The sequence below is a fragment of the Streptomyces fodineus genome (assembly GCF_001735805.1).
Lineage (GTDB): Bacteria > Actinomycetota > Actinomycetes > Streptomycetales > Streptomycetaceae > Streptomyces > Streptomyces fodineus.
The window spans coordinates 4,933,620-4,958,562 of the sequence record NZ_CP017248.1; the positions used below are offsets into that span (position 1 = coordinate 4,933,620).

Genomic DNA, 24,943 nt, shown 5'->3' on the forward strand with positions numbered 1-24,943 from the left:
ACTTTCTGCCACCCTCAACAGAAAGAGCCCGGAGGGAATTCCCTCCGGGCCCTGGGAGCGGCGCACTCGGCACCCGCCCGCGAAGCGGCGGCCTCTAGCCGTACATGCGGCGCATCGCGAAGTCGACCATCTGCTCGACCGCCTTCGCGTCGAACACCATCCGGTGCTCGCCCTCCATGTCCAGGACGAAGCCGTAGCCGGTGGGCAGCAGGTCGATCACCTCGGCGCCGGTGATCACGAAGTACTTGGACTCCTTGCCCGCGTACCGGCGCAGCTCCTTGAGCGAGGTGAACATCGGGATCACCGGCTGCTGGGTGTTGTGCAGGGCGAGGAAGCCGGGGGTGTCGCCGCGTGGGCAGTACACCTTCGAGGTGGCGAAGATCTGCTGGAAGTCCTCGGCGGACATCTGCCCGGTGGTGAAGGCGCGCACCGCGTCCGCGAGGGAGGGCGGGGACGGCTCCGGGTAGAGCGGCGGCTGCTGGCCGTAGCCACCGACGCCGCCCGGCATCTGCTGCTGCGACGCGGTGTACTGCTGCTGAGCGGCGCCGCCATCCATGGGCTGGCCGTATCCGTACATGGGCGCAAGCGTACCGAGCGGGAGCGCTGCGGTGGTCCCCGGAGAATTTATGCAGCGGCCGGCCCACGGCGCCGACGGCTCCCTTCCCGGATCACCGCGTCCCGGTTGCACCGCACGGCCAGGCAGGAGTAGACCCTTCTCACACTTGACCGGCAGGGGTTGCTTCTTATTACCGACGGGTAGCATCATCGTAGCTACTTGTTGGTACGTGAACTAGGTGCGAGGAGTCAGTGCCTCGCCGATCCCTCAACGGAGCCGTCGCCATGGGGCACTACAAGTCGAATCTCCGCGACATCGAGTTCAACCTCTTCGAAGTACTGGGGCGCGACAAGGTGTACGGCACCGGCCCGTTCGAGGAGATGGACGTCGACACCGCCAAGAGCGTCCTGGAGGAGCTGACCCGCCTCTCGGAGAACGAGCTGGCCGAGTCCTTCGCCGACGCCGACCGCAACCCGCCGGTCTTCGACCCGGAGACCAACACCGCGCCGGTCCCGGCGTCCTTCAAGAAGAGCTACCAGGCCTTCATGGACTCCGAGTACTGGCGGCTCGGCCTGCCCGAGGAGATCGGCGGCACCACCTCGCCGCGCTCCCTGATCTGGGCCTACGCCGAGCTGATCCTGGGCGCCAACCCCGCCGTGTGGATGTACTCCTCGGGCCCGGCGTTCGCCGGCATCCTCTTCGAGGAGGGCAACGAGGTCCAGAAGCACATCGCCAAGGTCGCCACCGAGAAGCAGTGGGGCTCCACGATGGTGCTCACCGAGCCCGACGCGGGCTCCGACGTGGGTGCCGGCCGTACCAAGGCGATCCAGCAGGAGGACGGCTCCTGGCACATCGAGGGCGTGAAGCGCTTCATCACCTCCGGTGAGCACGACATGTCGGAGAACATCCTCCACTACGTGCTCGCGCGTCCCGAGGGCGCCGGCCCCGGCACCAAGGGCCTGTCCCTCTTCCTCGTCCCGAAGTACCTCTTCGACTTCGAGACCGGCGAGCTGGGCGAGCGCAACGGCGTGTACGCCACCAACGTCGAGCACAAGATGGGCCTGAAGGCCTCCAACACGTGCGAGATGACCTTCGGCGACCAGCACCCCGCCAAGGGCTGGCTGATCGGCGACAAGCACGACGGCATCCGCCAGATGTTCCGCATCATCGAGTTCGCCCGCATGATGGTCGGCACGAAGGCGATCTCCACGCTGTCCACCGGCTACCTGAACGCGCTGGAGTACGCCAAGGAGCGCGTCCAGGGCCCGGACCTGGCCAACTTCATGGACAAGACCGCGCCCAAGGTCACCATCACCCACCACCCCGACGTGCGCCGCTCGCTGATGACGCAGAAGGCGTACGCGGAGGGCATGCGCGCCCTGGTGCTGTACACCGCCTCGATCCAGGACGCGATCCAGGTCAAGGAGGCGAACGGCGAGGACGCCTCCGCCGAGGAGGCGCTGAACGACCTGCTGCTGCCGATCGTCAAGGGCTACGGCTCCGAGAAGGGCTACGAGCAGCTGGCCCAGTCGCTGCAGACCTTCGGCGGGTCCGGCTTCCTGCAGGAGTACCCGATCGAGCAGTACATCCGGGACTCCAAGATCGACACCCTGTACGAGGGCACCACGGCGATCCAGGGCCAGGACTTCTTCTTCCGGAAGATCGTCCGCAACCAGGGCGCCGCGCTGAACTCCCTCGCCGAGGACATCAAGAAGTTCCTGGCGCTCGGCACCGGCGGCGAGGAGCTGGCCGGCGCCCGCGAGCACCTGGCCAAGGCGGCCGTGGAGCTGGAGGCGATCGTCGGCCTGATGCTGACCGACCTCGCCGCCACCGAGCAGGACACCAAGAACATCTACAAGGTGGGCCTGAACACCACCCGCCTGCTCATGGCCTCCGGTGACGTCGTCGTCGGCTACCTGCTGCTCAAGGGCGCCGCGATCGCCGCCGAGAAGCTGGCCTCGGCCTCCGCCAAGGACAAGGCGTTCTACACCGGCAAGATCGCCGCGGCGAAGTTCTTCGCGGCGAACGTCCTGCCGGGCGTCACCCTCGCCCGCAAGGTCGCCGCCGGCGTCGAGCTGGACCTGATGGAGCTCGACGAGGCCGCGTTCTAAGCAATCCTCCTGCAGAAAGTGTGCGGGCCCGCTCCCTTTCCGGGAGCGGGCCCGCACTCGTCGTTAAGGTGAATCCCATGAGCGCACCAGCCCGCTTCGACCGCGGCCACACCGACGACCTGATGTCCTTCCTGGCGGCCGGCCCGTCGCCGTACCACGCGGTGGCCAATGCCGCCGAGCGGCTGGAGAAGGCAGGCTTCCGGCAGGTCGCGGAGACGGACGCCTGGGACGCCTCGAGCGGCGGCAAGTACGTGCTGCGCGGCGGCGCGATCGTCGCCTGGTACGTCCCCGAGGGCGCCGAGGCGCACACCCCGTTCCACATCGTCGGCGCGCACACCGACTCCCCGAACCTGCGGATCAAGCCACGGCCGGACAGCGGCGGGCACGGCTGGCGTCAGGTCGCCGTCGAGATCTACGGCGGCCCGCTGATGAACTCCTGGCTGGACCGCGACCTGGGACTGGCCGGCCGGCTGAGCCTGCGCGACGGCTCCACGGTCCTGGTCAACGTGGACCGGCCGCTGCTGCGCGTGCCCCAACTCGCCATCCACCTGGACCGTTCGGTCAGCTCCGAGGGGCTCAAGCTCGACAAGCAGCGTCATCTGCAGCCGGTCTGGGGACTTGGCGACGATGTGCGGGACGGCGATCTGATCGCCTTCCTGGAGGAGGAGGCGGGGCTCGCGGCCGGTTCGGTCACCGGCTGGGACCTGATGACGCACCCGGTGGAGGCACCGGCCTACCTCGGCCGGGACCGGGAGCTGGTCGCCGGGCCGCGGATGGACAACCTGCTGTCGGTGCACGCGGGCACGGCAGCGCTGGCCGCCGTCGCGACCTCCGGCGCCCCGCTCACCCGTATCCCGGTGCTCGCCGCCTTCGACCACGAGGAGAACGGCTCCCAGTCGGACACCGGCGCGGACGGCCCGCTGCTCGGATCGGTCCTGGAGCGCTCGGTGTTCGCGCGCGGCGGCTCCTACGAGGACCGGGCCCGGGCCTTCGCCGGCACCGTGTGCCTGTCCTCCGACACGGGCCACGCCGTCCACCCCAACTACGCCGAGCGGCACGACCCGACGCACCACCCGCGGGTCAACGGCGGCCCGATCCTCAAGGTCAACGTCAACAACCGCTATGCCACGGACGGTCCGGGCCGCGCGGTGTTCGCCGCCGCCTGCGAGAAGGCGGACGTCCCCTTCCAGGCCTTCGTCTCCAACAACTCCATGCCCTGTGGCACCACCATCGGCCCGATCACCGCGGCCCGGCACGGCATCCGGACCGTGGACATCGGCGTCGCGATCCTCTCGATGCACAGCGTGCGCGAACTGTGCGGCGCCGACGACCCGTTCCTGCTGGCCAACGCCCTGATGGCCTTCCTGGAGGGGTAGTCGAGGGCTAGCCGGGACCTCGCCGGGTACTCGGTCGGTGCCGGAGATTCCGGCACCGGAAGGGGAGGAGGCGAGGTCTCATGGGGCTCGGCGGATGCATCATCCTCATCGCTGTGGGAGCCATCCTCACGTTCGCGACCGACTGGCACATGCGCGGCGTCAACCTGGACGTCGTCGGCGTGATCCTGATGGCCGTGGGCCTGATCGGCATCGCGACGTTCAGCGGTATCGCGCGGCGCCGGCGGGTCGTGGTCCCGCCGACGCCGGTGGTCGAGGAAGAACCGCACCATCACCGCGGCGACGGCTACACCGACGGTTACGGCGTCTGACGCGACGCCCGCCTACTGCTCGTCCATCCCCGCCAGGACGAGTGGCAGGCGGTCCGCCCCGCCCGGTCCGAGGCGGACCGGGACGCCCCAGTCCTGCTGGTGGACGTGGCAGGCGGGGTATTCGACGGCCGGGTCGGCGTCGCAGCTCGCGGCCATCGCGGAGACGTGCAGGACGCCTTCCGTGATCTCCGGGTTCAGTTCCAGCTCGCGGCTGAGGTCGGTGTCCGCTCCCTCGCCCTTGAGCAGCAGCTCGGGCGGGGTCGAGGAGACCAGCAGACGCGTGGAGGGGCCGTACCGCGTGTCGAGCTTCTGGCCGGCCGGGGCCTGGAAGATCACGTCCAGCCGGAGGCGGCCGGGGACGACGTCCGTGGCCGCGCGCCGGGTGCGGTGGGCGACCGACTCCACGCGCACCGCCTCCTCGGGCAGCCGCAACCGGGTCAGCCGGTGCCGGGCCGACTCGACCACCACGATGTCCTCGCCGGCGAGGACGGCGTCACTGGGCTCGCGCAGGTCGGTGGCCAGCGTCGTGACCTCGCCGGTGGCCGGGTCGTAGCGGCGCAGGGCGTGGTTGTAGGTGTCGGCGATCGCCACCGAGCCGTCCGGCAGGACGGTGACCCCGAGGGGGTGCTGGAGCAGGGCCTGGCCGGCGGCGCCGTCGCGGTGGCCGAAGTCGAACAGGCCGGTGCCGACCGCCGTGTGGACCTGGCCGTCGAGGTCCACCCAGCGCAGGGCGCTCGTCTCGGAGTCGGCCAGCCACAGCCGCTCATCGGCCGCGGCGAGGCCGGAGGGCTGGGCGAACCAGGCCTCGGCGCCGGGGCCGTCGACCAGCCCCTCGTTGGTGGTACCGGCCGCCACCGCGACCGTGCCCGCCGCGGGGTCGTACGTCCACAGCTGGTGGACGCCCGCCATGGCGATCCACACCCTGCCGCCGAAGACCGCCACGTCCCAGGGGGAGGAGAGGTCGACCTCGCGGGCCGGGCCGAAGGTCGCGGACCCCTGCCACCACTGCTTCCCGGTGCCGGCCAGGGTGGTCACCGCGCCGGAGACCAGGTCCAGGCGGCGCAGGGCGTGGTTGACGGTGTCGGCCACGGCCACCGAGCCGTCGTCGAGCAGGGCGAGGCCTTGGGGCTCGCTGAAGGAGGCCTGCTGCGGGCCGCCGTCCGTGAAGCCGCGCGTGCCGGAGCCGATGCGCCGTACGACGGTCTCGGCGTCCTCGGCCAGCTCCACCAGCTGGTGCCGGGTGGTGTCGCTGACCAGGAAGTGCCCCGACGGCAGGAGCAGCGCCTTGCCGGGGAAGCGGAGGGTCGTCGGCTCAGGCTCCGGCGGCACGTACGGGCCGTCGCCGCGGCGCAGCGTGCCCTTCGCCTCGTGCTCGGTCTCCAGCTCCTCCACCAGCCGCTCGATGGCGTGCGCGTGGCCCTCGCCGGCGTGCTGGGCGACGACGTACCCCTCGGGGTCGATCACGACCAGCGTCGGCCACGCGCGCACCGCGTACTGCTTCCAGGTGGCGAGCTCCGGGTCGTCCAGCACCGGGTGCTCGACGCCGTAGCGCTCCACCGCGTCGACGACCGCCTGGTGCTCGGCCTCGTGCACGAACTTCGGGGAGTGCACGCCGATGACCACCACCGTGTCCCGGTGCTTCTCCTCCAACTCCCGCAGCTCGTCCAGGACATGCAGGCAGTTGATGCAGCAGAAGGTCCAGAAGTCCAGGACGACGATGCGTCCGCGCAGGTCGGCGAGGGTGTACCGCTGGTCGCCCGTGTTCAGCCAGCCACCCTTGCCGATCAGCTCGGGGGCACGGACGCGGGCTCGTCGGGGTGCGGAGTGGGTCATGGCCCCAAGATTGCCACTCGACTCCGACAGCCGATTCGGCGCCTGTGGACAACCGGCATCCGCGGACCGGGACGCCTGTGGACAACCGGCCGGTGCGTGTTGCCGTACCCGACCGGTGGACTGCGGTGGCCCGTCAGATCAGGGCGTGGCCGGTGGTGACGTCGACATGGCCGGGCACCTCCTCGTGCCGGTCGCCGACCGAGAGGGTGCCCGTGGGCTCGAAGAGGAGGACTTCGGCGCGCCGGGGCGCGGACGGCTTGTGATAGGTGCCGCGCGGGACGGTGAACACCGACCCCTTGGTCAGGACGACCGTGCGCTCGCCGGCCGGTTCGCGCAGCCCCAGGTGCACCTCGCCGTCGAGGACCAGGAAGAACTCGTCGGTGTCCTCGTGCACATGCCAGACGTGCTCGCCCTCGAACTTGGCGATGCGGACGTCGTAGTCGTTGACGGCGGCGACGATGCGGGGGCTCCAGCACTCGGTGAAGGAGGCGAGCGCCTTGTCCAGGGAGATGGGTTCCTTGGGTTCCATGCGGTCATCCTGCGGGGTTACGGTACGGCCGGACGAGTGCTAGGAATCGCATATGCCGCAAGGATCCTCTCACCGCCGTCCGCATCGGGTCGCCGTGATCGTCGACGAGGGCACCAACCCCTTCGAGGTTGGGGTCGCCACCGAGCTGTTCGGGCTGCCGAGGCCCGAACTCGGCCTTCAGGGGCGGCTGTACGAGGTGACACTGTGCGCGCCCGCCCCCGCGACGCGGATGAACCACGGCTTCTTCACCCTCACCGGTGTGCCCGGCCTGGAGGCGGTCGACGAGGCCGACACCCTCGTCGTACCGGGCCGCCCCGACAACGTCGTACCGCGCGGCTCCGACGTCCTGGACGCCATCCGGCGCGCCCACGCGCGCGGGGCGCGCATCGTCAGCTTCTGTACGGGCAGTTTCGCCCTCGCCGAGGCCGGGCTGCTCGACGGGCGCCGGGCCACCACCCACTGGATGTGGGCGGACGCCTTCCGGGACCTGCACCCCAAGGTGCTGCTGGAGCCGGACGTGCTGTTCGTCGACGAGGGCGACATCCTCACCGCCGCCGGCAGCGCGGCCGCGCTCGACCTCGGGCTGCACCTGTGGCGCCGCGACCACGGGGCCGAACTCGCAAGCGCCGTCTCCCGGCGCCTCGTCTTCGCCGCCCACCGCGACGGCGGCCAGCGGCAGTTCGTGGAACGCCCGGTGCCCGACGTGCCCGACGAGTCGCTCGGCCCGCTGCTGGCCTGGGCGCAGGAGCGGCTGGGCGAGCCGCTGACGGTGGCGGACCTCGCCGCCCGCGCGGCCGTCAGCCCGGCCACGCTGCACCGCCGCTTCCGCGCCCAGCTGGGTACCACCCCGCTGGCCTGGCTCACCGGGGAGCGGGTGGCGCTGGCCTGCCGGCTGATCGAGCGGGGCGAGGAGCGCCTGGACGTCGTCGCGGCCCGCAGCGGCCTGGGTACGGCGGCCAATCTGCGGGCCCGGCTGCGCCGGGAGACGGGGCTGAGCCCATCGGACTACCGCAGGCGCTTCGGGCCGCGGTAGTCCTCTTCCGGCTCCGTGATGATCTCGCCGCGGCGGGGAACGGTAACCGCATGAGACTCCTCGTACGCGATCGGCTCCTCGGTATCGGCGACGACTACTGGATCGAGGACGAACACGGCCGGAAGGTGTTCCTCGTCGACGGCAAGGCGATGCGGCTGCGGGACACCTTCCAGCTGAAGGACGCCCACGGACGCATTCTGATCGACATCCACCAGAAGATGTTCGCCCTGCGCGACACCATGGTGATCGAGCGGGACGGCGAGGGCCTGGCCACCATCAGGCGCAAACGGCTGTCCCTGCTGCGCAACCACTACCGGGTGTCCCTGGCCGACGGCACCGTGCTGGACGTCAGCGGCAAGATCCTCGACCACGAGTTCGCCATCGAGTACGACGGCGAACTCCTCGCGGTCATCTCCCGCCGCTGGCTGCACCTGCGGGACACCTACGGCGTCGACATCGTCCGCGAGGACGCTGACCCGGCACTGCTCATCGCGGTGGCGGTGTGCGTGATCCACCTGGCGCAGAAGGAGCGGGAGGACGACTGAGACCCACGGGGCCGGCCGACGGGCTAGCTCCGGTTGCGCGGTGGCTCCAGGCCCAGCACGCGGTCCTTCAGCGCCGGGAACTGCTCGCGGGTGGCGGCCACCTTCGCCGGGTCGAAGTCGACGCCGAGGATCTCCTCGTCCGCGCCCGCCTCGGCCAGCACCTCGCCCCACGGATCCACCACGATCGAGTGACCCGCCTGCGGAACTCCCGCATGGGTCCCGGCCGTTCCACACGCGAGCACGAACGCCTGGTTCTCCACCGCCCGCGCCTGAGCCAGCAGCGTCCAGTGCGCGCGCCGCCGCTCGGGCCAGCCCGCCGGGATCACCACGGTCTCGGCGCCGGCGGCGACCAGTCCGCGGAAGAGTTCGGGGAAACGGAGGTCGTAGCAGGTGGCCACGCCGAGCGTGGTCCCGGGCAGCCGGACCGTCACCAGGTCCCGCCCGGCACCCATCAGCACGGCCTCGCCCTTGTCGAAGCCGAAGCGATGGATCTTGCGGTAGGCCGCGGCCAGCTCACCTGAGGGGGAGAAGATGAGAGAGGTGTTGTAGAGCGGCCCCTGCGGGTCACGCTCCGGAATGGACCCCGCGTGCAGCCACACGCCCGCGTCGCTCGCGGCCTTGGCCATCGTCTCGTAGGTCGGTCCTTCGAGCGGCTCGGCCTCACGGCCGAACTCCTCGAAGGCGAAGGCTCCGGTGGTCCACAGTTCGGGCAGGACCACGAGGTCGGCCCCGGCCTGCTCCCGGACCAGCGCGGCCACCCGATGCCGCCGGGAGTCGACCGATTCGTCCTCGTTCACGGCGATCTGGATCAGCGAGGCGCGCACACTACCACCGTCCTGGCATTCGAGTCGTCCACACAGGCCTACGATCGTCACACGAAAGCACTGCCGGGGTGCCTGTAGGCAGCGTAACTTGGGGGTCCCCCGGGTTCGAGGGGAGCCGAGAACCAGGGGGAGGCCCAGACGGCCGCCGCAGTGCCGCCGCCGCCCGCTGGCAACGCCGCCACAACCTGCCCGTGTACCGACCGCCGAGGGGTCCCGTTCCGTGAGTCTGCATCCCACCCTCCAGCCCTACGCCGACGCCTGGACGCACTCCATCGAAGCGATATCCGAGATGGTCCAGTCGCTCGCGGAGGGCGAGTGGAACCGGCGGACCCCCTGCCCAGGCTGGTCGGTCCGGGACATCGTGTCGCACATCATCGGCATGGACTGCGAGATCCTCGGCGACCCGCGCCCGATCCACTCGCTCCCCCGTGACCTCTTCCACGTCACCACCGAGCACCAGCGGTACATGGAGATGCAGGTCGACGTCCGCCGCCACCACACGGCGCCCGAGATGACGGCCGAGCTGGAGTACACGGTCATCCGCCGCAACCGCCAGCTGCGGGGCGAGTCCCGTGACCCCGGCACCACGGTCCGCGGCCCGCTGGGCAAGGACATCACGGTGGAACAGGCCTACCGCGCCCGCGCCTTCGACGTGTGGGTGCACGAGCAGGACCTGCGCACCGCCCTCGGCCGCCCCGGCAACCTGGACTCGCCGGGTGCGTACGTGGTCCGGGACGTCCTGCTGGAGGCGCTCCCCAAGATCGTGGCGGAGGACGCGGACGCACCGCGCAGTTCGGCCATCGTCTTCGACGTGCACGGCCCGGTGGAGTTCCTGCGCACGATCCGCGTCGACATCCAGGGCCGTGGCAGCCTGGAAACGGCCCCGGCCCTCGGCCCCGCCGCCACCCTCACCCTCGACTGGGAAACCTACGTCCGCCTGGCCTGCGGCCGCGTCACACCGGAGGCGGTGGCCGACCGCCTCAAGACCGAGGGCGACCCGGACCTGACGGCGGCGATCCTGCGCAACTTCACGGTGACGCCGTAGGGCTAAGCCGCAGGTACGTGCACCGTCTCCACCCGGCTCGCCACCAGCCGCTCACGCTCACGCCGGGCCGCCCGCCCACGAAGCCGCAGGATCTGCGAAACCCCGAGCGCCTGAAGGACGAACACCGCCGAGAACGCCACGGCGTAATCGTCCCCGGTCGCATCCAGCAGCACCCCGACCGCGAACAACGTCGTCATCGAGGCAATGAATCCACCCATGTTGGTGATACCGGACGCGGTTCCCTGTCGCTCGGGCGGGTTGGCCGGCCGCGCGAAGTCGAACCCGATCATGGAGGCCGGCCCACACGCACCGAGCACCGAGCACAGCACCACCAGGAGCCACATCGGCGCGTGCGCACCGGGATACACCAGCGTCGCCGCCCACAGCGTCCCGGTCGTCCCCACCGTGCCCAGCGCCAGCGGCAGCCGCGCCGCGTGGTGCCGGGCGATGATCTGGCCGTAGACCAGCCCGATCACCATGTTGGACAGCACGACCAGAGTGAGCAGCTCACCGGCCGTGGCCCGGCTGAGCCCCTGCGCCTGGACCAGGAACGGCAGGCCCCACAGCAGCAGGAACACCATCGCCGGGAACTGGGTGGTGAAGTGCACCCACAGACCGAGGCGCGTACCGGGCTCCCGCCAGGCCGCCGCGATCTGCCGGCGGACGTAGGCCACGCCCTGGTGCGGGTACGGCTCCGGCTCGTACCCCTCGGGGTGGTCCTTCAGGAACAGCAGGGTCAGCACCAGGACGACGACACCCGCGAGCGCGCTGCCGGCGAACGCCGGGGTCCAGCCGATGCCGTGCAGCAGCCGGGCGAGGACCAGTGTGGAGACCAGGTTGCCCGCCATGCCGACCAGCCCGGCGAGCTGTGCCACCAGCGGCCCGCGCCGGGCCGGGAACCAGCGGGTGCCGAGCCGCAGCACGCTGATGAAGGTCATCGCGTCACCGCAGCCCAGCAGGGCACGGGAGGCGAGGGCGGTGCCGTAGGAGGGAGAGAAGGCGAAGCCGAGCTGCCCGGCCGTGAACAGCACGGCGCCGATGCTCAGCACCCTCTTGGTGCCGAGCCGGTCGACCAGCAGGCCGACGGGTATCTGCATACCGGCGTAGACCAGCAGCTGAAGGATGGAGAACGTCGACAGCGCGGAGGCGTTCACATGGAAGCGGTCGGCCGCGTCCAGTCCCGCCACACCCAGTGACGTACGGAAGATGACGGCGACGAAGTAGACGGCGACGCCTATGGACCACACGGTGACGGCGCGTCGGCCGCCCGGTGGATCACCCGGAAGGGTGACGTTGTTTGCCGAGCCGCTCATCGGACCTCACCCCGCGCGAGGTGCGAGAACCAGCTCACATGACGGTGCACGACCTCGACGGCCGCCTCCGCGTCCCCGGCGCGCAGCGCGTGCAGGATCTGCTCGTGCTCGGCGAGCGTCTTGGCGATCCGGTCGGGGTGGGAGTGCATGACGGCGACGCCCATCCGCAGCTGCCGGTCGCGCAGCTGGTCGTAGAGCCGGGACAGGATCTCGTTGCCGCCGCTGCGCACGATCTCGGCGTGGAAGGAGCGGTCGGTCACCGCGGCCGCGGCCAGGTCACCGGCGGCGGCCTGCGCCTTCTGCAGCTCCAGCAGCTCGGTCAGCCGCTCGACCAGACCGGGCGGGGCGGGTACGGCCTTGCGCGCGGCGTGCTCCTCGACCAGCAGCCGGGTCTCCACCACGTCGGCGATCTCCTGCGCGGAGACGGGCAGCACCAGGGCGCCCTTCTTCGGATAGAGCCGGATCAGGCCCTCGACCTCCAGCCGCAGCAGCGCCTCCCGCACGGGTGTGCGCGAGACCCCGACGGCCTCGGCCAGCTCGCCCTCGGTGAGCAGGGTGCCGCCCTCGTAGCGGCGGTCCAGGACGCCCTGTTTGACGTGGGTGTACACGCGGTCGGCGGCGGGTGGCGGCTTGTCGTGCCGGCGGGCGGGCTGCTCTACGGCCGTCTTCATGCCCACATGATAGATACAACACGTACGCATGGGGTAGCGGCATCCAGCATCCGGACGAGACACATCTGTGACCAGGAGCGCCCGCAGCGACCGCACAACCTTCTGTGCTACTTACGTGTCTCACACGTGCGGCCCGCTGCTCTTGCCACCTCAACTCGGCCGCACCTCAGGGGCATTCAAGACAATCGGGGTATACCACTTTGATTACCGGCATTAAGGGCACCCGCAACTCGCGTCTCCGCAGAGCCGCCGCCGTCGCCGTCACCTCCGGCGCGCTGCTGGCGACCGGTGCCCTCACCGCTGCGCCCGCTCAGGCCGTTACGACGCCCTCGATCGTGGCCAAGGGCGGCTTCGTGATGAACAACGCCACCGGCACCGCGCTGTACGGCAAGACCCAGGACTACAAGCGCTCCACCGGGTCCACCACCAAGATCATGACCGCCAAGGTCGTGCTCGCTCAGTCGAACCTGAACCTCGACAAGCAGGTGGTGATCCAGAAGGCGTACAGCGACTACGTCGTCAAGAACAACGCCTCCCAGGCGCACCTGATCGTCGGCGACAAGGTCACCGTCCGCCAGCTGCTGTACGGCCTGATGCTGCCGTCCGGCTGCGACGCCGCCTACGCGCTCGCCGACACCTACGGCTCCGGCTCCACCCGCGACGCGCGCGTGAAGAACTTCATCGGCAAGATGAACGCCACCGCGAAGAGCCTGAACCTGAACAACACGCACTTCGACTCCTTCGACGGCATCGGCAACGGCGACAACTACTCGACCCCGCGCGACCTGACGAAACTCGCCAGCAGCGCGATGCAGAACTCCACGTTCCGCACGGTCGTCAAGACGAAGTCGTACACCGCGAAGACGATCACCAAGACCGGCAGCACCCGCACCATGCAGACGTGGACCAACACGAACACGCTGCTCTCCAGCTACAGCGGCGCGATCGGCGTGAAGACCGGTTCCGGCCCCGAGGCCGGCGCCTGCCTCGTCTTCGCCGCCACCCGCAACGGCAAGACCGTCATCGGCACCGTTCTGGCCTCCACCTCGTACGCACAGCGCGCGACGGACGCCACGAAGCTTCTCGACTACGGCTTCGCAAAGCTCGGCTGACGTCCTCGCCGATGCTCGGACACCCACGGGCCCGCCGCCTCACGCGGCGGGCCCGTTCTGCTGCCGCCCGGCGTGCGATGAAGGCGATGGTGCTAGCGTCATCGGCACCATGCTGCTGCGTCTGGACAAGTCCGGCGCCCGCCCCCTACACGAGCAGGTGGCGGCGGCGATCCGGCGGACCGTCACCGAGGGCGAGTGCCGCCCCGGCGACCGGCTACCCTCGGCTCGCGCTCTCTCCGCGGCCCTGGACACCAACGTCAACACGGCTCTGCGGCCTGCGCGAACTGCGGAACTAGGGCCTGCCGGAGTTCCGCCTGCGGGAAGCCGTGCAGCATCAGCAGCGGGGTGCCACTGCCGCCGTACTCGGCGAGATGCAGACGCGTCCCGCCGACGTCCAGCCGGCGGCGCTCGGCGCCCTCGTGCTTCGGCAGTGGACGGTCGGTGTGCGTGTGCGGTGCCATGCATGACTCCTCTCGGTCCGGCGCGGTCCCCATCGGGCTCGCGTCGCCGGGTCAGGAGTCGGGGTCGGTGCGAAAGGTTCCCTCCCTTCTTCGTGGTCCTGTACTCAACGCTTTTGGCTGTCAGGCGCTGTCGCGGGGGCTGGTCGTCGGGAGCTGGTCGTAGGTCTTGAAGGTGTACGAGGCGTCGTACGACATCAGGTTCCCTTGCGCCGCCGGCAAGCCGAGCCGTCGGTTGAGGGGTCCGGTGAGCGGCCCGCAGTGTTCGGCGGCCGGAGCGCTGAAGGTGTCGTCGTAGGCCGAGAACTCGATTACCGGCGGGTCCTGGGAGACCCACTTGGAGGGGCCCGAGCGCTTCAGCTGGAAGTCGACGGGGTCACCCGCCCCGATCATGCAGTCGTGCGGCACCAACGGGCCCAGGAGCCGGAAGCGGAGGCTGAACTGCCCGGTGTAGAAGTCGGACCGGCCGCCGTACTCCGGCTGTATCGCCAGCCCCAGCACGGCCGCCCGATCGCCCGCCGGGGTGCCGGTCAGTCCGCCCGGTATGGCGGTGGGAGAACTGTGCATCGCCCCCCACACCTGACCCTTGCTGCCGTCCGGCAACGGGCCTTCGGCGTGCGTCATGGTGATCGGCGCGAGGTTCACCGTGACCTTGCCCATCGTCAACCGCGGCGCGGCCGTGTGCACTTCGCATCTCCAGCGGCCCGGGTTGACGCCCTCGGGCAATGGCGGGCAGTCACGGAAGTCGGTCACGGACGGGGCGGTGGCGCGAGGGGCGGAGTATGCGACACCCGGCGCGCACACCGCCGCGGTACCGGCGAGGACGACGGTGCCCGCGACGGCGGCGACGCGGCGGACGGGGGAGTGACCGGGGCGAACAGCCGTGGATTTCGTCATGTCACCAGCGTGCCGCCGTAGCCACTCCACCACCATCGGTGACATCCCTGGCACCACCCCGAACGTCCCCTGATGCGACGTCAGGGTTCAAGGAGCAAGTCATCTCGCCGAGAGCCTTTTTCAGCAAACTTCACCCTCAATCGTGAACATCGCGCTTGCAAGTGGCATATTCGATTTCCTCCGCTCTACGTTCCGCAGCGGAGGTGGTTCACATGAGCGAACCCAGCAAGCGACCCGACTCGTCCGAACGGCACGAGGCGATCGACGTCAGCGACTTCGTGTACGCGGCCACGGGGGCCCGGGTACGACGGTTGACCATGCCGGACGGGAGCCACTGGTTTCCGGCGGTGGACGTGTGCAAGGAACTGGGGTACACCACGCCCCGAAAGGCACTGACGGATCATGTTCCGGAGGGCCACCGAGAAAGTCTCGAGACAGTGACTGGAAGTCACTGTCTCAGTATTCCCGCAGGTAGGGAGTGGCGACGAGACTTGCAACTCATTGATCTCCAGGGCCTGATCTTCCTCGTCCAGGCCTGCACCAAGCCCTCCTGCGCCCCCTTCAAACAGTGGGTCGCCGAGGTGATCGAGACGGTGCAGAGGGACGGTTCCTACACCCTGGAAGAGGCCGAGGTGCAGCCCGTCGAACCCGGCGCTCCGATCGCGTACGCCATGCCCGAGCAGGTCGCCGAGGCCATCGTCCGGCTTGAGGCACACAACCTTCAGCTGGACGAGGAGCTGGCGCACGGGCAGCGCAAATCGATCGAGCTGCGGGGGGAAACGCTGGCTCTGCACAGGGAGATGCTGGCCACGCAGAAGGCCACCCTCGCCGTGCAGCAGGCCATGGTCCGGGCGATGGAACGGATCGCGGACCGGCTCGATGCGCTGGTACCGAACCCTCCGCCGCCTGGTGGAAACGTCACGGTACTGCCCACCACGGCCTCCGTACTGGCCGACTGGCGGCAACGTCTCTCCGTGACGGCCGATGTATGGGCCGTGGCCGTCGTGATCGCCCCCGTTCTCGTCGAGAAGGGCGAGCTGTGCGAGCCGCTTGAGTCGATCGCAGCCCGTACGGGACTCTCCGTGCACCGCGTCAACGAATGTCTGCGGCTGCTGCGCAAGCACGCCTGCATCCGCTCGCGCGGCGGAGCCGAGGACGGGGCGCCGGTGTACGTACTCAACCAGTCCTGAAAGCTGACAGAAGGGGCGGTCGCAAGAGATATTTGCGGCCGCCCCTCAGGTTTAACGCTCCCGGTCCCGGACCGTCACGCCCAGGTGATCAGCCTCTTCGGCTGCTCCAGGATCGCCGCCACATCCGCCAGTACCTTCGAGCCCAGCTCGCCGTCGACCAGGCGGTGGTCGAAGCTCAGTGCCAGCGTGGTGACCTGACGCGGCTTGACCTTGCCCTTGTGGACCCACGGCTGGAGCTTGATCGCGCCGATCGCGAGGATCGCCGACTCCCCCGGGTTGAGGATCGGCGTGCCCGTGTCGACTCCGAAGACACCCACGTTGGTGATCGTCACCGTGCCGCCCTGCATGGCCGCCGGGGACGTCTTGCCCTCGCGGGCCGTGGAGACCAGCTCGCCGAGCGCGGACGCCAGCTGCGGGAGGGTCTTGTCGTGCGCGTCCTTGATGTTCGGCACGATCAGACCGCGCGGGGTGGCCGCCGCGATGCCCAGGTTGACGTAGTGCTTGAGGACGATCTCCTGGGCCGCCTCGTCCCAGGACGCGTTGATCTCCGGGTTCCGCTTGATGGCGACCAGCAGGGCCTTGGCGATCAGCAGCAGCGGGTTGACCCGCAGGCCCTGCATCTCCTTGTCCTGCTTCAGCTCCTCGACCAGCTTCATCGTGCGGGTCACGTCCACCGTCACGAACTCCGTGACATGCGGCGCCGTGAACGCCGAACCGACCATCGCCGTCGCCGTCGCCTTGCGGACGCCCTTGACCGGGATGCGGGTCTCACGTGCAGTGTCGTACGACGCCACGGCTGCCGGGGTCGCGGGTGCGGCGACGGCCGGTGCGACCGGCGGCTCGGCGGCCTTGGGCGGGGCCACCGCCGCGTGGACGTCCTCGCGCGTGATGATGCCGTCCGGGCCGGACGGGGTGACCGTGGCCAGGTCGACTCCGAGGTCCTTGGCCAGCTTGCGCACCGGCGGCTTCGCCAGCGGGCGGGGCTTCTCGGCGACAGGAGTGTGGCCGTTCAGCTCCGACTGGATCGCCCGGGCCGCTGCCGGGACACTCACCTCCGGGCCCTTGCGGGGGCGGCGCTTGGTCGATGAGGTCGCCACGCCGTAGCCGACGAGGACCGGCTGGCGGCCCTGCGCCTTCGGCTCCTCCGCGGCGACAACGGGCTCCTTGGGCTGCTCCACCGGTGCCGCGGCCGGGGCCGCGCCGGCCACCTCCACCGCGATGATGGAGGTGCCCACGTCGACCGTGGTGCCCTCGGGGAAGTGCAGCGCGCGGACCACACCGTCGTACGGGATGGGCAGTTCCACGGCCGCCTTGGCGGTCTCGACCTCGCACACCACCTGACCGTCGGTGACCGTGTCACCCGGCTGGACGTACCAATTGAGGATCTCGGCCTCGGTGAGTCCCTCGCCGACGTCCGGCATCTTGAACTCGCGTACGGACGCTTCCGTCATCGTCGTCACGACCCTCTCCTCAGAACGCCAGCGAGCGGTCGACGGCGTCGAGCACGCGGTCCAGGTCCGGCAGGTACTCCTCCTCCAGGCGGGCCGGCGGATACGGGGCGTGGTAACCGCCGACCCGGAGCACGGGTGCTTCCAGGTGGTAGAAGCAGCGCTCGGTGATCCGCGCGGCGATCTCCGCACCCGAGCCGAAGAAGACCGGTGCCTCGTGGACCACGACCAGGCGGCGGGTCTTCTCGACGGAGGCCTGGATGGTGTCGAAGTCGAGCGGGGAGACCGAACGCAGGTCCACGACCTCCAGGTTCTTGCCCTCCTCGGCCGCGGCCGCCGCGACCTCCTGGCACAGCTTCACCATCGGGCCGTACGCCGCCAGGGTCAGGTCGGTGCCCTCGCGGACGACCTGGGCCTTGTGCAGCGGGGCGGGGATCGCCTCCACATCCACCTCGGCCTTGTCCCAGTAACGCCGCTTCGGCTCGAAATAGATCACCGGATCGTCGCTCTGGATGGCCTGCTGCATCATCCAGTACGCATCCGAGGCATTCGACGGAGACACGACCTTCAGGCCCGCCACGTGCGCGAACAGCGCCTCGGGGGACTCGGAGTGGTGCTCGACCGCGCCGATGCCGCCGCCGTAGGGGATACGGATGACCACCGGCATCTTCACCTTGCCCAGCGAGCGCGCGTGCATCTTCGCGAGCTGGGTGACGATCTGGTCGTAGGCCGGGAAGACGAAACCGTCGAACTGGATCTCCACCACCGGGCGGTAGCCGCGCAGCGCGAGGCCGATCGCCGTGCCCACGATGCCGGACTCGGCCAGCGGGGTGTCGATGACCCGGCTCTCGCCGAAGTCCTTCTGCAGGCCGTCCGTCACCCGGAACACGCCACCGAGCTTGCCGACGTCCTCGCCCATGACCAGGACCTTGGGGTCGGTGTCCAGGGCACGGCGCAGCGACTCGTTGATGGCCTTCGCCATCGCCATTTTCTCGCCCATGTCTAGCGACCCCCTTCGGCGTCGGCGAACGACGCCTGGTAGGCGGCGAACTGCGCTCGTTCCTCGTCGACGAGCGCGTGCCCGTCCGCGTACACGTTCTCGAAGATCGCGAAATGGTCCGGGTCGGGCATGGCACGGACCGCTTCGCGCACTCGTTTGCCCAACGCCTCGGACTCGGCCTCGAGTTCCGCGAAGAATCCGTCGTTCGTGTGGTTTGAGGCTTCCAGGTACCGGCGAAGGCGCAGGATCGGGTCCTTCGCCTCCCAGGCGGCCCGCTCCTCATCGCCGCGGTAGCGGGTGGGATCGTCGGAGGTGGTGTGGGCGCCCATGCGGTAGGTGAACGCCTCGACCAGGGTGGGGCCCTCGCCGCTGCGGGCGCGCTCCAGTGCCCACCGGGTGACCGCCAGGCAGGCCAGCACGTCGTTGCCGTCGACCCGGACGCCGGGGAAGCCGAAGCCCTGGGCGCGCTGGTAGAGCGGCACCCGGCTCTGCTTCTCGGTCGGCTCGGAGATCGCCCACTGGTTGTTCTGGCAGAAGAACACCACCGGGGCGTTGTAGACCGCGGAGAAGGTGAACGATTCGGCCACGTCGCCCTGGCTGCTCGCGCCGTCGCCGAAGTAGGCGATGACCGCGCTGTCCGCGCCGTCCTTGGTGATGCCCATCGCGTAGCCGGTGGCGTGCAGCGCCTGGGAGCCGATGACGATCGTGTACAGGTGGAAGTTGTTGCCGTTCGGGTCCCAGCCGCCGTTGTTCACGCCGCGGAACATGCCGAGCAGGTTGGTCGGGTCGACCCCGCGGCACCAGGCGACGCCGTGCTCGCGGTAGGTGGGGAAGACGTAGTCGTCGTCCCGCAGCGCCCGGCCGGAGCCGATCTGGGCGGCCTCCTGGCCCAGCAGGGACGCCCACAGGCCCAGCTCGCCCTGGCGCTGCAGGGCGGTGGCCTCGGCGTCGAAGCGGCGGGTGAGCACCATGTCGCGGTACAGGCCGCGCAGGTCTTCTGCGGTGATGCCGGCGACGTAGGCGTCGTACTCGGCGTTCTTGACCCGCTTGCCCTCAGGCGTCAGCAGCTGTACGAGCTCCGGTTCGGTGCTCTTCTTCCCGCGCGTGGCGCGCGCGGCGCCGGTGCTGCGCTTGGTGCCGGTGGCTCCGGACTGGGCGCCGGCCGTGCCGGTGTTCGTCCCGGTGGCGCCGGTCGTGCTGCCGGTGGTGCCGGCCTTGTCTGCGGCGCTGCGTCGCGGCTTGCGCGCGGCACTGCTGTCCACGGTCACGTGTGCTCCTCCGTCGTTCTGGCCCCCGGGGTTGCCGGTAGGCCAGTGCGGCTCACCTGTTTCGACCACCGGGCACGGGGTGGGTGCCACTCGGCCGGGAACAGGCGTGACAGGTGCCCCGGCGAGCGCCCTGCAACCATCACGTTACCCAGTGCTCCACATTTCTGTGAAACCCCACCTGACCTGCGATTTTGCTTGGATTTCCAAGTAAATCGAGAAGGTGTCGAAGCGTGCTGGTCACAGCCTTGCCAAAGGCCGGAGCAACCGCACGTTATCCCGCTGACCCAGCTCACGGGAAGAGTTTGCGGCCGGGGACGGCGGCGGACGCCGTGGTGCGCATTCCGGCCACCCGGCCCGACGTGGTGGCACAAGGACGTGCGGCGGCCGGACGGCGGCGGGGTCGAGGTGACCGGCGGATCGGCGGGCGTTTGCATCCCGCCGAGAAAACGATCAAGAATTAGTTTCGAGTCCGCTTTCCGAACTCGGTAGGCGGCGGCGCTCGCGGGGCCGTCACTTATGCCGCCCGTATGCAGATGGGAAAGAGCGGCGGAAACGGAAATCTTTGATAAAGCCTGCCGCGTGCAGCCTGCCCTGTGACCGAAAGCGATCGCCGACGACTGCCTGTGACAAGCCCCAGCTCACGGCACCTTTTCGTGCCCTACCATCTGCGGCGTGCCGCGCTCATGTGTACCACCTCTTGTGCCCCACACGCCCCCTCTGGGCGCCCTGCTCCGCCTGTACGCGGCCGGTACCGCCCTGACCTGTGAGCCGGTCGACCAAGGCCTGCTGAACCGCGGCTATCGGCTGTGCACCACCCGCGGCCGGTATTTCCTCAAGCACCACTTCGACCCCGACACCGCCGACCCCGCCGCCATCGAGCGCCGGCACCGCGCCACCCAGCGCCTGGCCGACCTCGGCGTCCCGGTCGCCGTACCGCTCGCGCACCGCGAGGGCCGTACGGTCGCCGTCGTCGGCGGCCACGCCTACGCCCTGCACCCCTGGATCGACGGCAGGCACCGCCATGGCGGCCAGCTCACACGCGGGGAGAGCGCACGCCTCGGGGCGCTCCTGGGCGCCGTGCACGCCTGTCTGGAGCGTGTGATGCCCCCCAAGGGGCGTACGCGCCCGGCAACGAGCCCCCACCCGGTGGAGAGCGCCGACCTCGACGACACCTTGGCGCTCATCGACGACCTGCTCGCCCATGTCCGCCGGCACCGTCCCGCCGACGCCTTCGACGAGCTGGCCCGGCGCCGGCTGCTGGAACGCCGCGACCTCCTGGAGCAGCACGCGGACCGGCGCCCGCCGCGCGGCGGCTCGGTGGGCTGGGTGCACGGCGACTTCCACCCGTTCAACGTGCTCTACAAGGACGACACCCCGGCCGCCATCGTCGACTGGGACCGGCTCGGCGTGCAGCCCCGCGCGGAGGAGGCCGTACGTGCCGCCGCGATCTTCTTCGTACGTCCCGCGGGCGCCCTGGACCTGCCGAAAGTGCGGGCCTACGCGCGCGCGTACCGGCGCGCGGCCGGTGCGACGCCCTCGGAGCTGGCGGCGGCCGTGCACCGGGTGTGGTGGGAGCGGCTGAACGACTTCTGGATGCTGCGCTGGCACTACGAACGCGGTGACACGCGCGCGGACTGCCAGTTTCCGGCGGCGTCGGCGCTCGCCGTGTGGTGGACACGCGAGTACGACGCGGTGTGCGACGCGTTCACCAAGTGACGGCGTCCGCCCTGCGGTTACCGGCTCAGGGGGACGCCGTCGAATGCGATGTGGGTGTCCTTCAACCGGTGGGGTCGCCGGCGCCGCCGACCGTGGTGTTCCCGACGGTGGTCCCGGTGTCGGTGCCGGTGTCGGTGCCGCCGTTCGTGGTCCCGGTGTCGGTGCCGCCGTTGGTCGTCCCGGTGTTGGTGCCGCCGTTCGTGGTGCCGGTGTCCGTGCCGCCGTTCGAGGGGTTCTGGGACTGCGACGGCGAGGTCTGCGGGTTGCTCGGCTGGTTGGTCGGCCCCGTGCTCTGCGACTGCGAGGTCTGCGGGTCCGACGGGGTGTAGCCGGATCCTCCCGAACCCGAGTCCGAGCCGTTGTCGGTGGATGTGTCCGAGGGCTGGTCGGTGGTGTCGTCCGACGGCGTCGGCGAGTCCGAGTGGTCCTTCGTGGACTGGGAGTGCGTCGCCGGCGGCTTGGTGTCCGTACCGGCGCCGGTGCCGTTGCCCGCGCCCTTGAGCGCCAGCGCGACACCTCCCGCGATCGCGATGACCGCGAGGACGGCGAGGATCCACAGCTTGCCGCGGCCGCTGCCCTTGTTGCCGTGGCCCTCGAAGCCGCCGTCGTCGCCGCCTCCGTAGCCCTGCGGCAGGATCGGCTGCGGGATCTGCGCGGTCCCGGGGCCGAAGTCGCCCGGGTGCTGCATCGCGGTCGTCCCCGTGAAGCCGCCCGGCGGGGTGTGCCGGCCATCGTGCGCCGCCACCGGGCCGGTGTTCCAGGTGCCGGTGTGCCCGCCCGCCTCGTAGAGCATCTGCAGGCCGTACTGGACCAGGCCGCGCATCTCCTCGGCCGTCTGGAACCGGTCGTCCGGCTCCTTGGCGAGCGAGCGCATGACCAGGCCGTCCAGCTCCGGCGGGCAGCCCTCGGAGACCTCCGAGGGCGGCGTCGGGATGTCCTGGACGTGCTGGTAGACCACCGACAGCGGGGTCTCGCCGGTGAACGGGGGCCGCAGGGCGAGCAGTTCGTAGAGCAGGCAGCCGGTCGCGTACAGGTCGGAGCGGTGGTCCACGGCCTTGCCGAGAGCCTGCTCCGGGGAGAGGTATTGCGGCGTGCCCATGACCATGCCGGTCTGCGTCATCGTTGTCGAGGCGCCGTGCAGGGCGCGCGCGATGCCGAAGTCCATCACCTTGACGGCGCCGCTGTGGGTGATGATCACGTTGGCGGGCTTGATGTCGCGGTGCACGATGCCGTGCTGATGCGAGTAGGCAAGCGCTTCCAGCACGCCGGAGACGATGATCAGGGCCTGCTCGGGGCCCGGCGCCTCGGCGTTCATCAGCAGATCGCGGATGGTGCGGCCCTCGACCAGCTCCATCACGATGTACGGCACGGACTGACCGCCGACGAAGTCCTCGCCGGAGTCGTACACGGCGACGATCGCGTGGTGGTTGAGGCCGGCGACCGACTGCGCCTCACGCGTGAAGCGGGCCTTGGAGACCGGGTCCTCGGCCAGGTCCGCGCGGAGCAGCTTGACCGCGACCGTACGGCCCAGACGGACGTCCTCGGCCGCGAACACCTCCGCCATGCCGCCCCGGCCCAGCCGGTGGGTGAGCCGGTACCGGCCGTCGCCGACGAGCCCTCCGTTGCCCCACATCTCCGGCGCGTCCGACATGCCGCCGCCAGTCGCCTCGGGGTCGGACGGGCCCTGGGCGCGCTGCTGCTGTGCCATCAGTCCTCGCCGTCGTTTCTGCCCGCGGTGCGCGCGGTGTTGTTACGGTCTCCGTCGGCCACGCTACAGCCTCGGCGCGGGCCACCGGTTCGGAACCGGAACCGGGACCGGCCCGAAGCCTGACCGGCCATGAAACCTGTAGCACGCGCTGTCGTGCAAATTCTGTGTGCCGGTCGTACGCCCCCTGTAACGCTTGCGCGACGCTTCTTGCGCGTACGGTCACGGAACGGGCACCGAGCTTGACGTGTCAGTGCCCTGGGGCAGACTTGGCCGGGAATGACACATTCGATCAAGGCCCGTGCGATGAGCGAAGGCGCCGGACGGCCAGTGGGGGACGCGGAGAGATGAGCCAGGACGGCGCACACGGGCGGTACGCGGGGCAGTCGCTGGCCGGCGGTCGCTATCAGCTGCGCGACTTGCTCGGCGAGGGCGGCATGGCCTCGGTGCATCTGGCGTACGACGCCGTGCTGGACCGCCAGGTCGCGATCAAGACGCTCCACACCGAACTCGGCCGGGAACAGGCCTTCCGCGAGCGCTTTCGCCGCGAGGCCCAGGCCGTGGCCAAGCTCACGCACACCAACATCGTGTCGGTCTTCGACACCGGCGAGGACGATCTCGGTGGTCTGACGACTCCGTACATCGTCATGGAGTACGTCGAGGGCCGCCCGCTGGGCTCGGCCCTGGAGGAGGACATCCGCCAGTACGGCGCGATGCCCGCCGACAAGGCGCTGAAGGTCACCGCCGACGTGCTGGCGGCGCTGGAGATCAGCCACGAGATGGGGCTGGTCCACCGCGACATCAAGCCGGGCAACGTGATGGTGACCAAGCGTGGCGTGGTCAAGGTCATGGACTTCGGCATCGCCCGCGCCATGCAGTCCGGTGTGACGTCGATGACACAGACCGGCATGGTCGTCGGCACCCCGCAGTACCTCTCGCCCGAGCAGGCCCTCGGCCGCGGCGTGGACGCCCGCTCCGATCTGTACTCGGTCGGCATCATGCTGTTCCAGCTGGTCACGGGACGGCTGCCGTTCGACGCGGACTCGCCCCTGGCGATCGCCTACGCGCACGTGCAGGAGGAGCCGGTCGCGCCCTCCTCCATCAACCGTTCCCTGCCGCCCGCGGTGGACGCGCTGGTCGCCCGCGCGCTGAAGAAGAACCCGAACGAGCGTTTCCCGAGCGCCGAGGCCATGCGCGGCGAGTGCCTGCGCGTCGCCGCCTCCCTCCAGGCGGCCGCGCCGAGCATCGTGCCGGGCGCCGCGCCGACGCAGAGCGGCGCGGGCGTCGGCTCCGCGGTGTTCCCGCCCGTCGACCAGACGGCACAGCCCGCCCCCGGACCGGTCCAGACGCCGTACCAGCCGGGCCCGTACGGCGCGCCGCAGACGCCCGCCCCGGCCTACGGCTACCCGCAGCAGGGCGGCTACCAGACGCCGCCTCCGATGGGCTACGGCCCGCAGGCCGCGCCGACCCCGCCGCCGTACACGATCTCGCCGCAGCAGGCCGCACCGGGCGCCGGCGGGGGCAAGAACAACCGGCCGGTGATCATCGGCTCGGTCGCGGTCTCGCTCGTCGCGGTCGGCGCCCTGATCGTCGCGCTGATGATGAACTCCGGCGGCGGTGACGACAAGGGCGGGAGCGGCGGCGCCAGCGCCTCGGCGTCCTCCTCCCAGCAGGCCGGCTACCGCGGGCCGGACCGGACCCGGGTGATCGACAAGACCAAGTGCACGGAGCCGATCAAGGCCTGGGACAACGAGAGCAAGATCGAACTGCCGGACTTCCGGTACAAGGACATCAACTCCGTGAAGGCCTGCTTCCAGGCCGCGGGCTGGCAGTACAAGATCACTCAGCAGAACGACAACACCTGGGGCAAGGACACCGTCCTGGACCAGTTCCCGGCCCAGGGCACGGACGTCGACAAGAAGGACCCGGGCACGATCGAGCTCACGGTCTCGACGGGCAACCCCGCCTGACACCGGCCGTCCGC

22 protein-coding genes and 1 pseudogene are annotated in these 24,943 nt (G+C 70.2%); 11 read left to right on the forward strand and 12 right to left on the reverse strand.

What is annotated here, in order from left to right:
- Nucleotides 1–94: 94 nt before the first annotated feature.
- The gene (locus BFF78_RS20810) at nt 95–577 is read right to left on the reverse strand and encodes an SseB family protein (RefSeq protein WP_069779759.1); all 483 of its coding nucleotides are present in this window, start codon (nt 575–577) and stop codon (nt 95–97) included.
- Nucleotides 578–840: 263 nt separating this feature from the next.
- Here BFF78_RS20810 and BFF78_RS20815 point away from each other — a divergent pair, with 263 nt between their 5' ends.
- The 3 genes from BFF78_RS20815 (at nt 841) to BFF78_RS20825 (ending at nt 4,372) form a co-directional block, all read left to right on the forward strand.
- Nucleotides 841–2,667 (forward strand): acyl-CoA dehydrogenase, encoded by a 1,827-nt coding sequence (locus BFF78_RS20815; protein ID WP_069779760.1) that lies wholly within the window; start codon nt 841–843, stop codon nt 2,665–2,667.
- Between the two features lie 77 nt (nt 2,668–2,744).
- Nucleotides 2,745–4,043: a M18 family aminopeptidase gene (locus tag BFF78_RS20820; protein ID WP_069779761.1), complete on the forward strand. Its 1,299-nt coding sequence runs from the start codon at nt 2,745–2,747 to the stop codon at nt 4,041–4,043.
- Nucleotides 4,044–4,123: 80 nt separating this feature from the next.
- Nucleotides 4,124–4,372 (forward strand): DUF6458 family protein, encoded by a 249-nt coding sequence (locus tag BFF78_RS20825; RefSeq protein WP_069779762.1) that lies wholly within the window; start codon nt 4,124–4,126, stop codon nt 4,370–4,372.
- A gap of 12 nt (nt 4,373–4,384) precedes the next feature.
- On the opposite strand, the gene BFF78_RS20830 is transcribed toward BFF78_RS20825, so the two are convergent.
- Together BFF78_RS20830 and BFF78_RS20835 are read right to left on the reverse strand one after the other, a co-directional pair.
- Nucleotides 4,385–6,205: a thioredoxin-like domain-containing protein gene (locus BFF78_RS20830; protein ID WP_069779763.1), complete on the reverse strand. Its 1,821-nt coding sequence runs from the start codon at nt 6,203–6,205 to the stop codon at nt 4,385–4,387.
- A gap of 133 nt (nt 6,206–6,338) precedes the next feature.
- The gene (locus tag BFF78_RS20835) at nt 6,339–6,734 is read right to left on the reverse strand and encodes a cupin domain-containing protein (protein WP_069779764.1); all 396 of its coding nucleotides are present in this window, start codon (nt 6,732–6,734) and stop codon (nt 6,339–6,341) included.
- Nucleotides 6,735–6,786: 52 nt separating this feature from the next.
- On the opposite strand from BFF78_RS20835, the gene BFF78_RS20840 reads away from it, so the two are divergent.
- Together BFF78_RS20840 and BFF78_RS20845 are read left to right on the forward strand one after the other, a co-directional pair.
- Nucleotides 6,787–7,767, forward strand: coding sequence for a GlxA family transcriptional regulator (locus BFF78_RS20840; RefSeq protein WP_069779765.1), 981 nt, complete (start codon nt 6,787–6,789; stop codon nt 7,765–7,767).
- A 50-nt stretch (nt 7,768–7,817) separates the two neighbouring features.
- Entirely contained in the window at nt 7,818–8,312 is a 495-nt protein-coding gene (locus BFF78_RS20845; protein WP_069779766.1) for an LURP-one-related/scramblase family protein, read from the forward strand.
- A gap of 23 nt (nt 8,313–8,335) precedes the next feature.
- Here the strand turns inward: BFF78_RS20845 and BFF78_RS20850 are convergent, their stop codons facing one another.
- Nucleotides 8,336–9,136 carry a carbon-nitrogen family hydrolase gene (locus tag BFF78_RS20850; protein ID WP_069779767.1) on the reverse strand — a complete coding sequence of 267 codons (801 nt, stop codon included), beginning with the start codon at nt 9,134–9,136 and terminating at the stop codon, nt 8,336–8,338.
- 220 nt (nt 9,137–9,356) lie between these two features.
- Between BFF78_RS20850 and BFF78_RS20855 the strand changes: the two genes are divergently transcribed.
- Nucleotides 9,357–10,181 (forward strand): maleylpyruvate isomerase family mycothiol-dependent enzyme, encoded by an 825-nt coding sequence (locus BFF78_RS20855; RefSeq protein ID WP_069779768.1) that lies wholly within the window; start codon nt 9,357–9,359, stop codon nt 10,179–10,181.
- Between the two features lie 2 nt (nt 10,182–10,183).
- On the opposite strand, the gene BFF78_RS20860 is transcribed toward BFF78_RS20855, so the two are convergent.
- Both BFF78_RS20860 and BFF78_RS20865 read right to left on the reverse strand, forming a co-directional pair.
- Nucleotides 10,184–11,494 carry an MFS transporter gene (locus tag BFF78_RS20860; RefSeq protein ID WP_069779769.1) on the reverse strand — a complete coding sequence of 437 codons (1,311 nt, stop codon included), beginning with the start codon at nt 11,492–11,494 and terminating at the stop codon, nt 10,184–10,186.
- Nucleotides 11,491–12,165, reverse strand: a complete 675-nt coding sequence (locus BFF78_RS20865) for a GntR family transcriptional regulator (RefSeq protein ID WP_069779770.1) — start codon at nt 12,163–12,165, stop codon at nt 11,491–11,493. The genes BFF78_RS20860 and BFF78_RS20865 overlap by 4 nt, the downstream gene beginning before the upstream one ends.
- A 200-nt stretch (nt 12,166–12,365) precedes the next feature.
- Here BFF78_RS20865 and BFF78_RS20870 point away from each other — a divergent pair, with 200 nt between their 5' ends.
- Nucleotides 12,366–13,277: a D-alanyl-D-alanine carboxypeptidase family protein gene (locus BFF78_RS20870; RefSeq protein WP_069779771.1), complete on the forward strand. Its 912-nt coding sequence runs from the start codon at nt 12,366–12,368 to the stop codon at nt 13,275–13,277.
- A 109-nt stretch (nt 13,278–13,386) separates the two neighbouring features.
- Nucleotides 13,387–13,488, forward strand: a pseudogene (locus tag BFF78_RS50515) (GntR family transcriptional regulator); the annotation flags it as partial.
- A gap of 46 nt (nt 13,489–13,534) precedes the next feature.
- On the opposite strand, the gene BFF78_RS50175 reads toward BFF78_RS50515, so the two are convergent.
- Entirely contained in the window at nt 13,535–13,738 is a 204-nt protein-coding gene (locus BFF78_RS50175) for an alpha/beta fold hydrolase (protein ID WP_069779772.1), read from the reverse strand.
- Between the two features lie 120 nt (nt 13,739–13,858).
- Nucleotides 13,859–14,632, reverse strand: a complete 774-nt coding sequence (locus BFF78_RS20880; RefSeq protein WP_069779773.1) for a hypothetical protein — start codon at nt 14,630–14,632, stop codon at nt 13,859–13,861.
- A 212-nt stretch (nt 14,633–14,844) separates the two neighbouring features.
- Between BFF78_RS20880 and BFF78_RS20885 the strand changes: the two genes are divergently transcribed.
- The gene (locus BFF78_RS20885; protein WP_069779774.1) at nt 14,845–15,822 is read left to right on the forward strand and encodes a BRO-N domain-containing protein; all 978 of its coding nucleotides are present in this window, start codon (nt 14,845–14,847) and stop codon (nt 15,820–15,822) included.
- Between the two features lie 74 nt (nt 15,823–15,896).
- Here BFF78_RS20885 and BFF78_RS20890 read toward each other — a convergent pair whose 3' ends face one another.
- From BFF78_RS20890 to pdhA, 3 genes are read right to left on the reverse strand one after another with little or no spacing between them, the layout of a single operon-like run.
- Nucleotides 15,897–17,282, reverse strand: coding sequence for a dihydrolipoamide acetyltransferase family protein (locus BFF78_RS20890; protein WP_069779775.1), 1,386 nt, complete (start codon nt 17,280–17,282; stop codon nt 15,897–15,899).
- Between the two features lie 10 nt (nt 17,283–17,292).
- Nucleotides 17,293–18,270: an alpha-ketoacid dehydrogenase subunit beta gene (locus BFF78_RS20895; protein ID WP_069779776.1), complete on the reverse strand. Its 978-nt coding sequence runs from the start codon at nt 18,268–18,270 to the stop codon at nt 17,293–17,295.
- A 2-nt stretch (nt 18,271–18,272) separates the two neighbouring features.
- Nucleotides 18,273–19,538: a pyruvate dehydrogenase (acetyl-transferring) E1 component subunit alpha gene (pdhA, locus tag BFF78_RS20900; RefSeq protein ID WP_069779777.1), complete on the reverse strand. Its 1,266-nt coding sequence runs from the start codon at nt 19,536–19,538 to the stop codon at nt 18,273–18,275.
- Between the two features lie 699 nt (nt 19,539–20,237).
- On the opposite strand from pdhA, the gene BFF78_RS20905 reads away from it, so the two are divergent.
- Nucleotides 20,238–21,254 carry a phosphotransferase gene (locus BFF78_RS20905; RefSeq protein WP_193433505.1) on the forward strand — a complete coding sequence of 339 codons (1,017 nt, stop codon included), beginning with the start codon at nt 20,238–20,240 and terminating at the stop codon, nt 21,252–21,254.
- Between the two features lie 61 nt (nt 21,255–21,315).
- Here BFF78_RS20905 and BFF78_RS20910 read toward each other — a convergent pair whose 3' ends face one another.
- On the reverse strand, nt 21,316–22,962 hold the full coding sequence (locus BFF78_RS20910) for a protein kinase domain-containing protein (RefSeq protein WP_165289374.1): 1,647 nt from the start codon (nt 22,960–22,962) through the stop codon (nt 21,316–21,318).
- 344 nt (nt 22,963–23,306) lie between these two features.
- Between BFF78_RS20910 and BFF78_RS20915 the strand changes: the two genes are divergently transcribed.
- Nucleotides 23,307–24,929: a protein kinase domain-containing protein gene (locus BFF78_RS20915; protein WP_069779778.1), complete on the forward strand. Its 1,623-nt coding sequence runs from the start codon at nt 23,307–23,309 to the stop codon at nt 24,927–24,929.
- Nucleotides 24,930–24,943: the final 14 nt, after the last annotated feature.

Excerpts from the sequence above, each read along its gene's own strand:
- BFF78_RS20840 (WP_069779765.1), top strand. The coding sequence starts at position 6,787 with ATGCCGCAAGGATCCTCTCACCGCCGTCCGCATCGGGTCGCCGTGATC.
- BFF78_RS20880 (WP_069779773.1), bottom strand. The coding sequence starts at position 14,632 with ATGACGAAATCCACGGCTGTTCGCCCCGGTCACTCCCCCGTCCGCCGC.
- BFF78_RS20820 (WP_069779761.1), top strand. The coding sequence starts at position 2,745 with ATGAGCGCACCAGCCCGCTTCGACCGCGGCCACACCGACGACCTGATG.
- BFF78_RS20910 (WP_165289374.1), bottom strand. The coding sequence starts at position 22,962 with ATGGCACAGCAGCAGCGCGCCCAGGGCCCGTCCGACCCCGAGGCGACT.
- BFF78_RS20825 (WP_069779762.1), top strand. The coding sequence starts at position 4,124 with ATGGGGCTCGGCGGATGCATCATCCTCATCGCTGTGGGAGCCATCCTC.
- BFF78_RS20815 (WP_069779760.1), top strand. The coding sequence starts at position 841 with ATGGGGCACTACAAGTCGAATCTCCGCGACATCGAGTTCAACCTCTTC.
- BFF78_RS20860 (WP_069779769.1), bottom strand. The coding sequence starts at position 11,494 with ATGAGCGGCTCGGCAAACAACGTCACCCTTCCGGGTGATCCACCGGGC.
- BFF78_RS50175 (WP_069779772.1), bottom strand. The coding sequence starts at position 13,738 with ATGGCACCGCACACGCACACCGACCGTCCACTGCCGAAGCACGAGGGC.
- BFF78_RS20885 (WP_069779774.1), top strand. The coding sequence starts at position 14,845 with ATGAGCGAACCCAGCAAGCGACCCGACTCGTCCGAACGGCACGAGGCG.
- BFF78_RS20865 (WP_069779770.1), bottom strand. The coding sequence starts at position 12,165 with ATGAAGACGGCCGTAGAGCAGCCCGCCCGCCGGCACGACAAGCCGCCA.
- BFF78_RS20845 (WP_069779766.1), top strand. The coding sequence starts at position 7,818 with ATGAGACTCCTCGTACGCGATCGGCTCCTCGGTATCGGCGACGACTAC.
- BFF78_RS20830 (WP_069779763.1), bottom strand. The coding sequence starts at position 6,205 with ATGACCCACTCCGCACCCCGACGAGCCCGCGTCCGTGCCCCCGAGCTG.
- BFF78_RS20810 (WP_069779759.1), bottom strand. The coding sequence starts at position 577 with ATGTACGGATACGGCCAGCCCATGGATGGCGGCGCCGCTCAGCAGCAG.
- BFF78_RS20895 (WP_069779776.1), bottom strand. The coding sequence starts at position 18,270 with ATGGGCGAGAAAATGGCGATGGCGAAGGCCATCAACGAGTCGCTGCGC.
- BFF78_RS20835 (WP_069779764.1), bottom strand. The coding sequence starts at position 6,734 with ATGGAACCCAAGGAACCCATCTCCCTGGACAAGGCGCTCGCCTCCTTC.
- BFF78_RS20915 (WP_069779778.1), top strand. The coding sequence starts at position 23,307 with ATGAGCCAGGACGGCGCACACGGGCGGTACGCGGGGCAGTCGCTGGCC.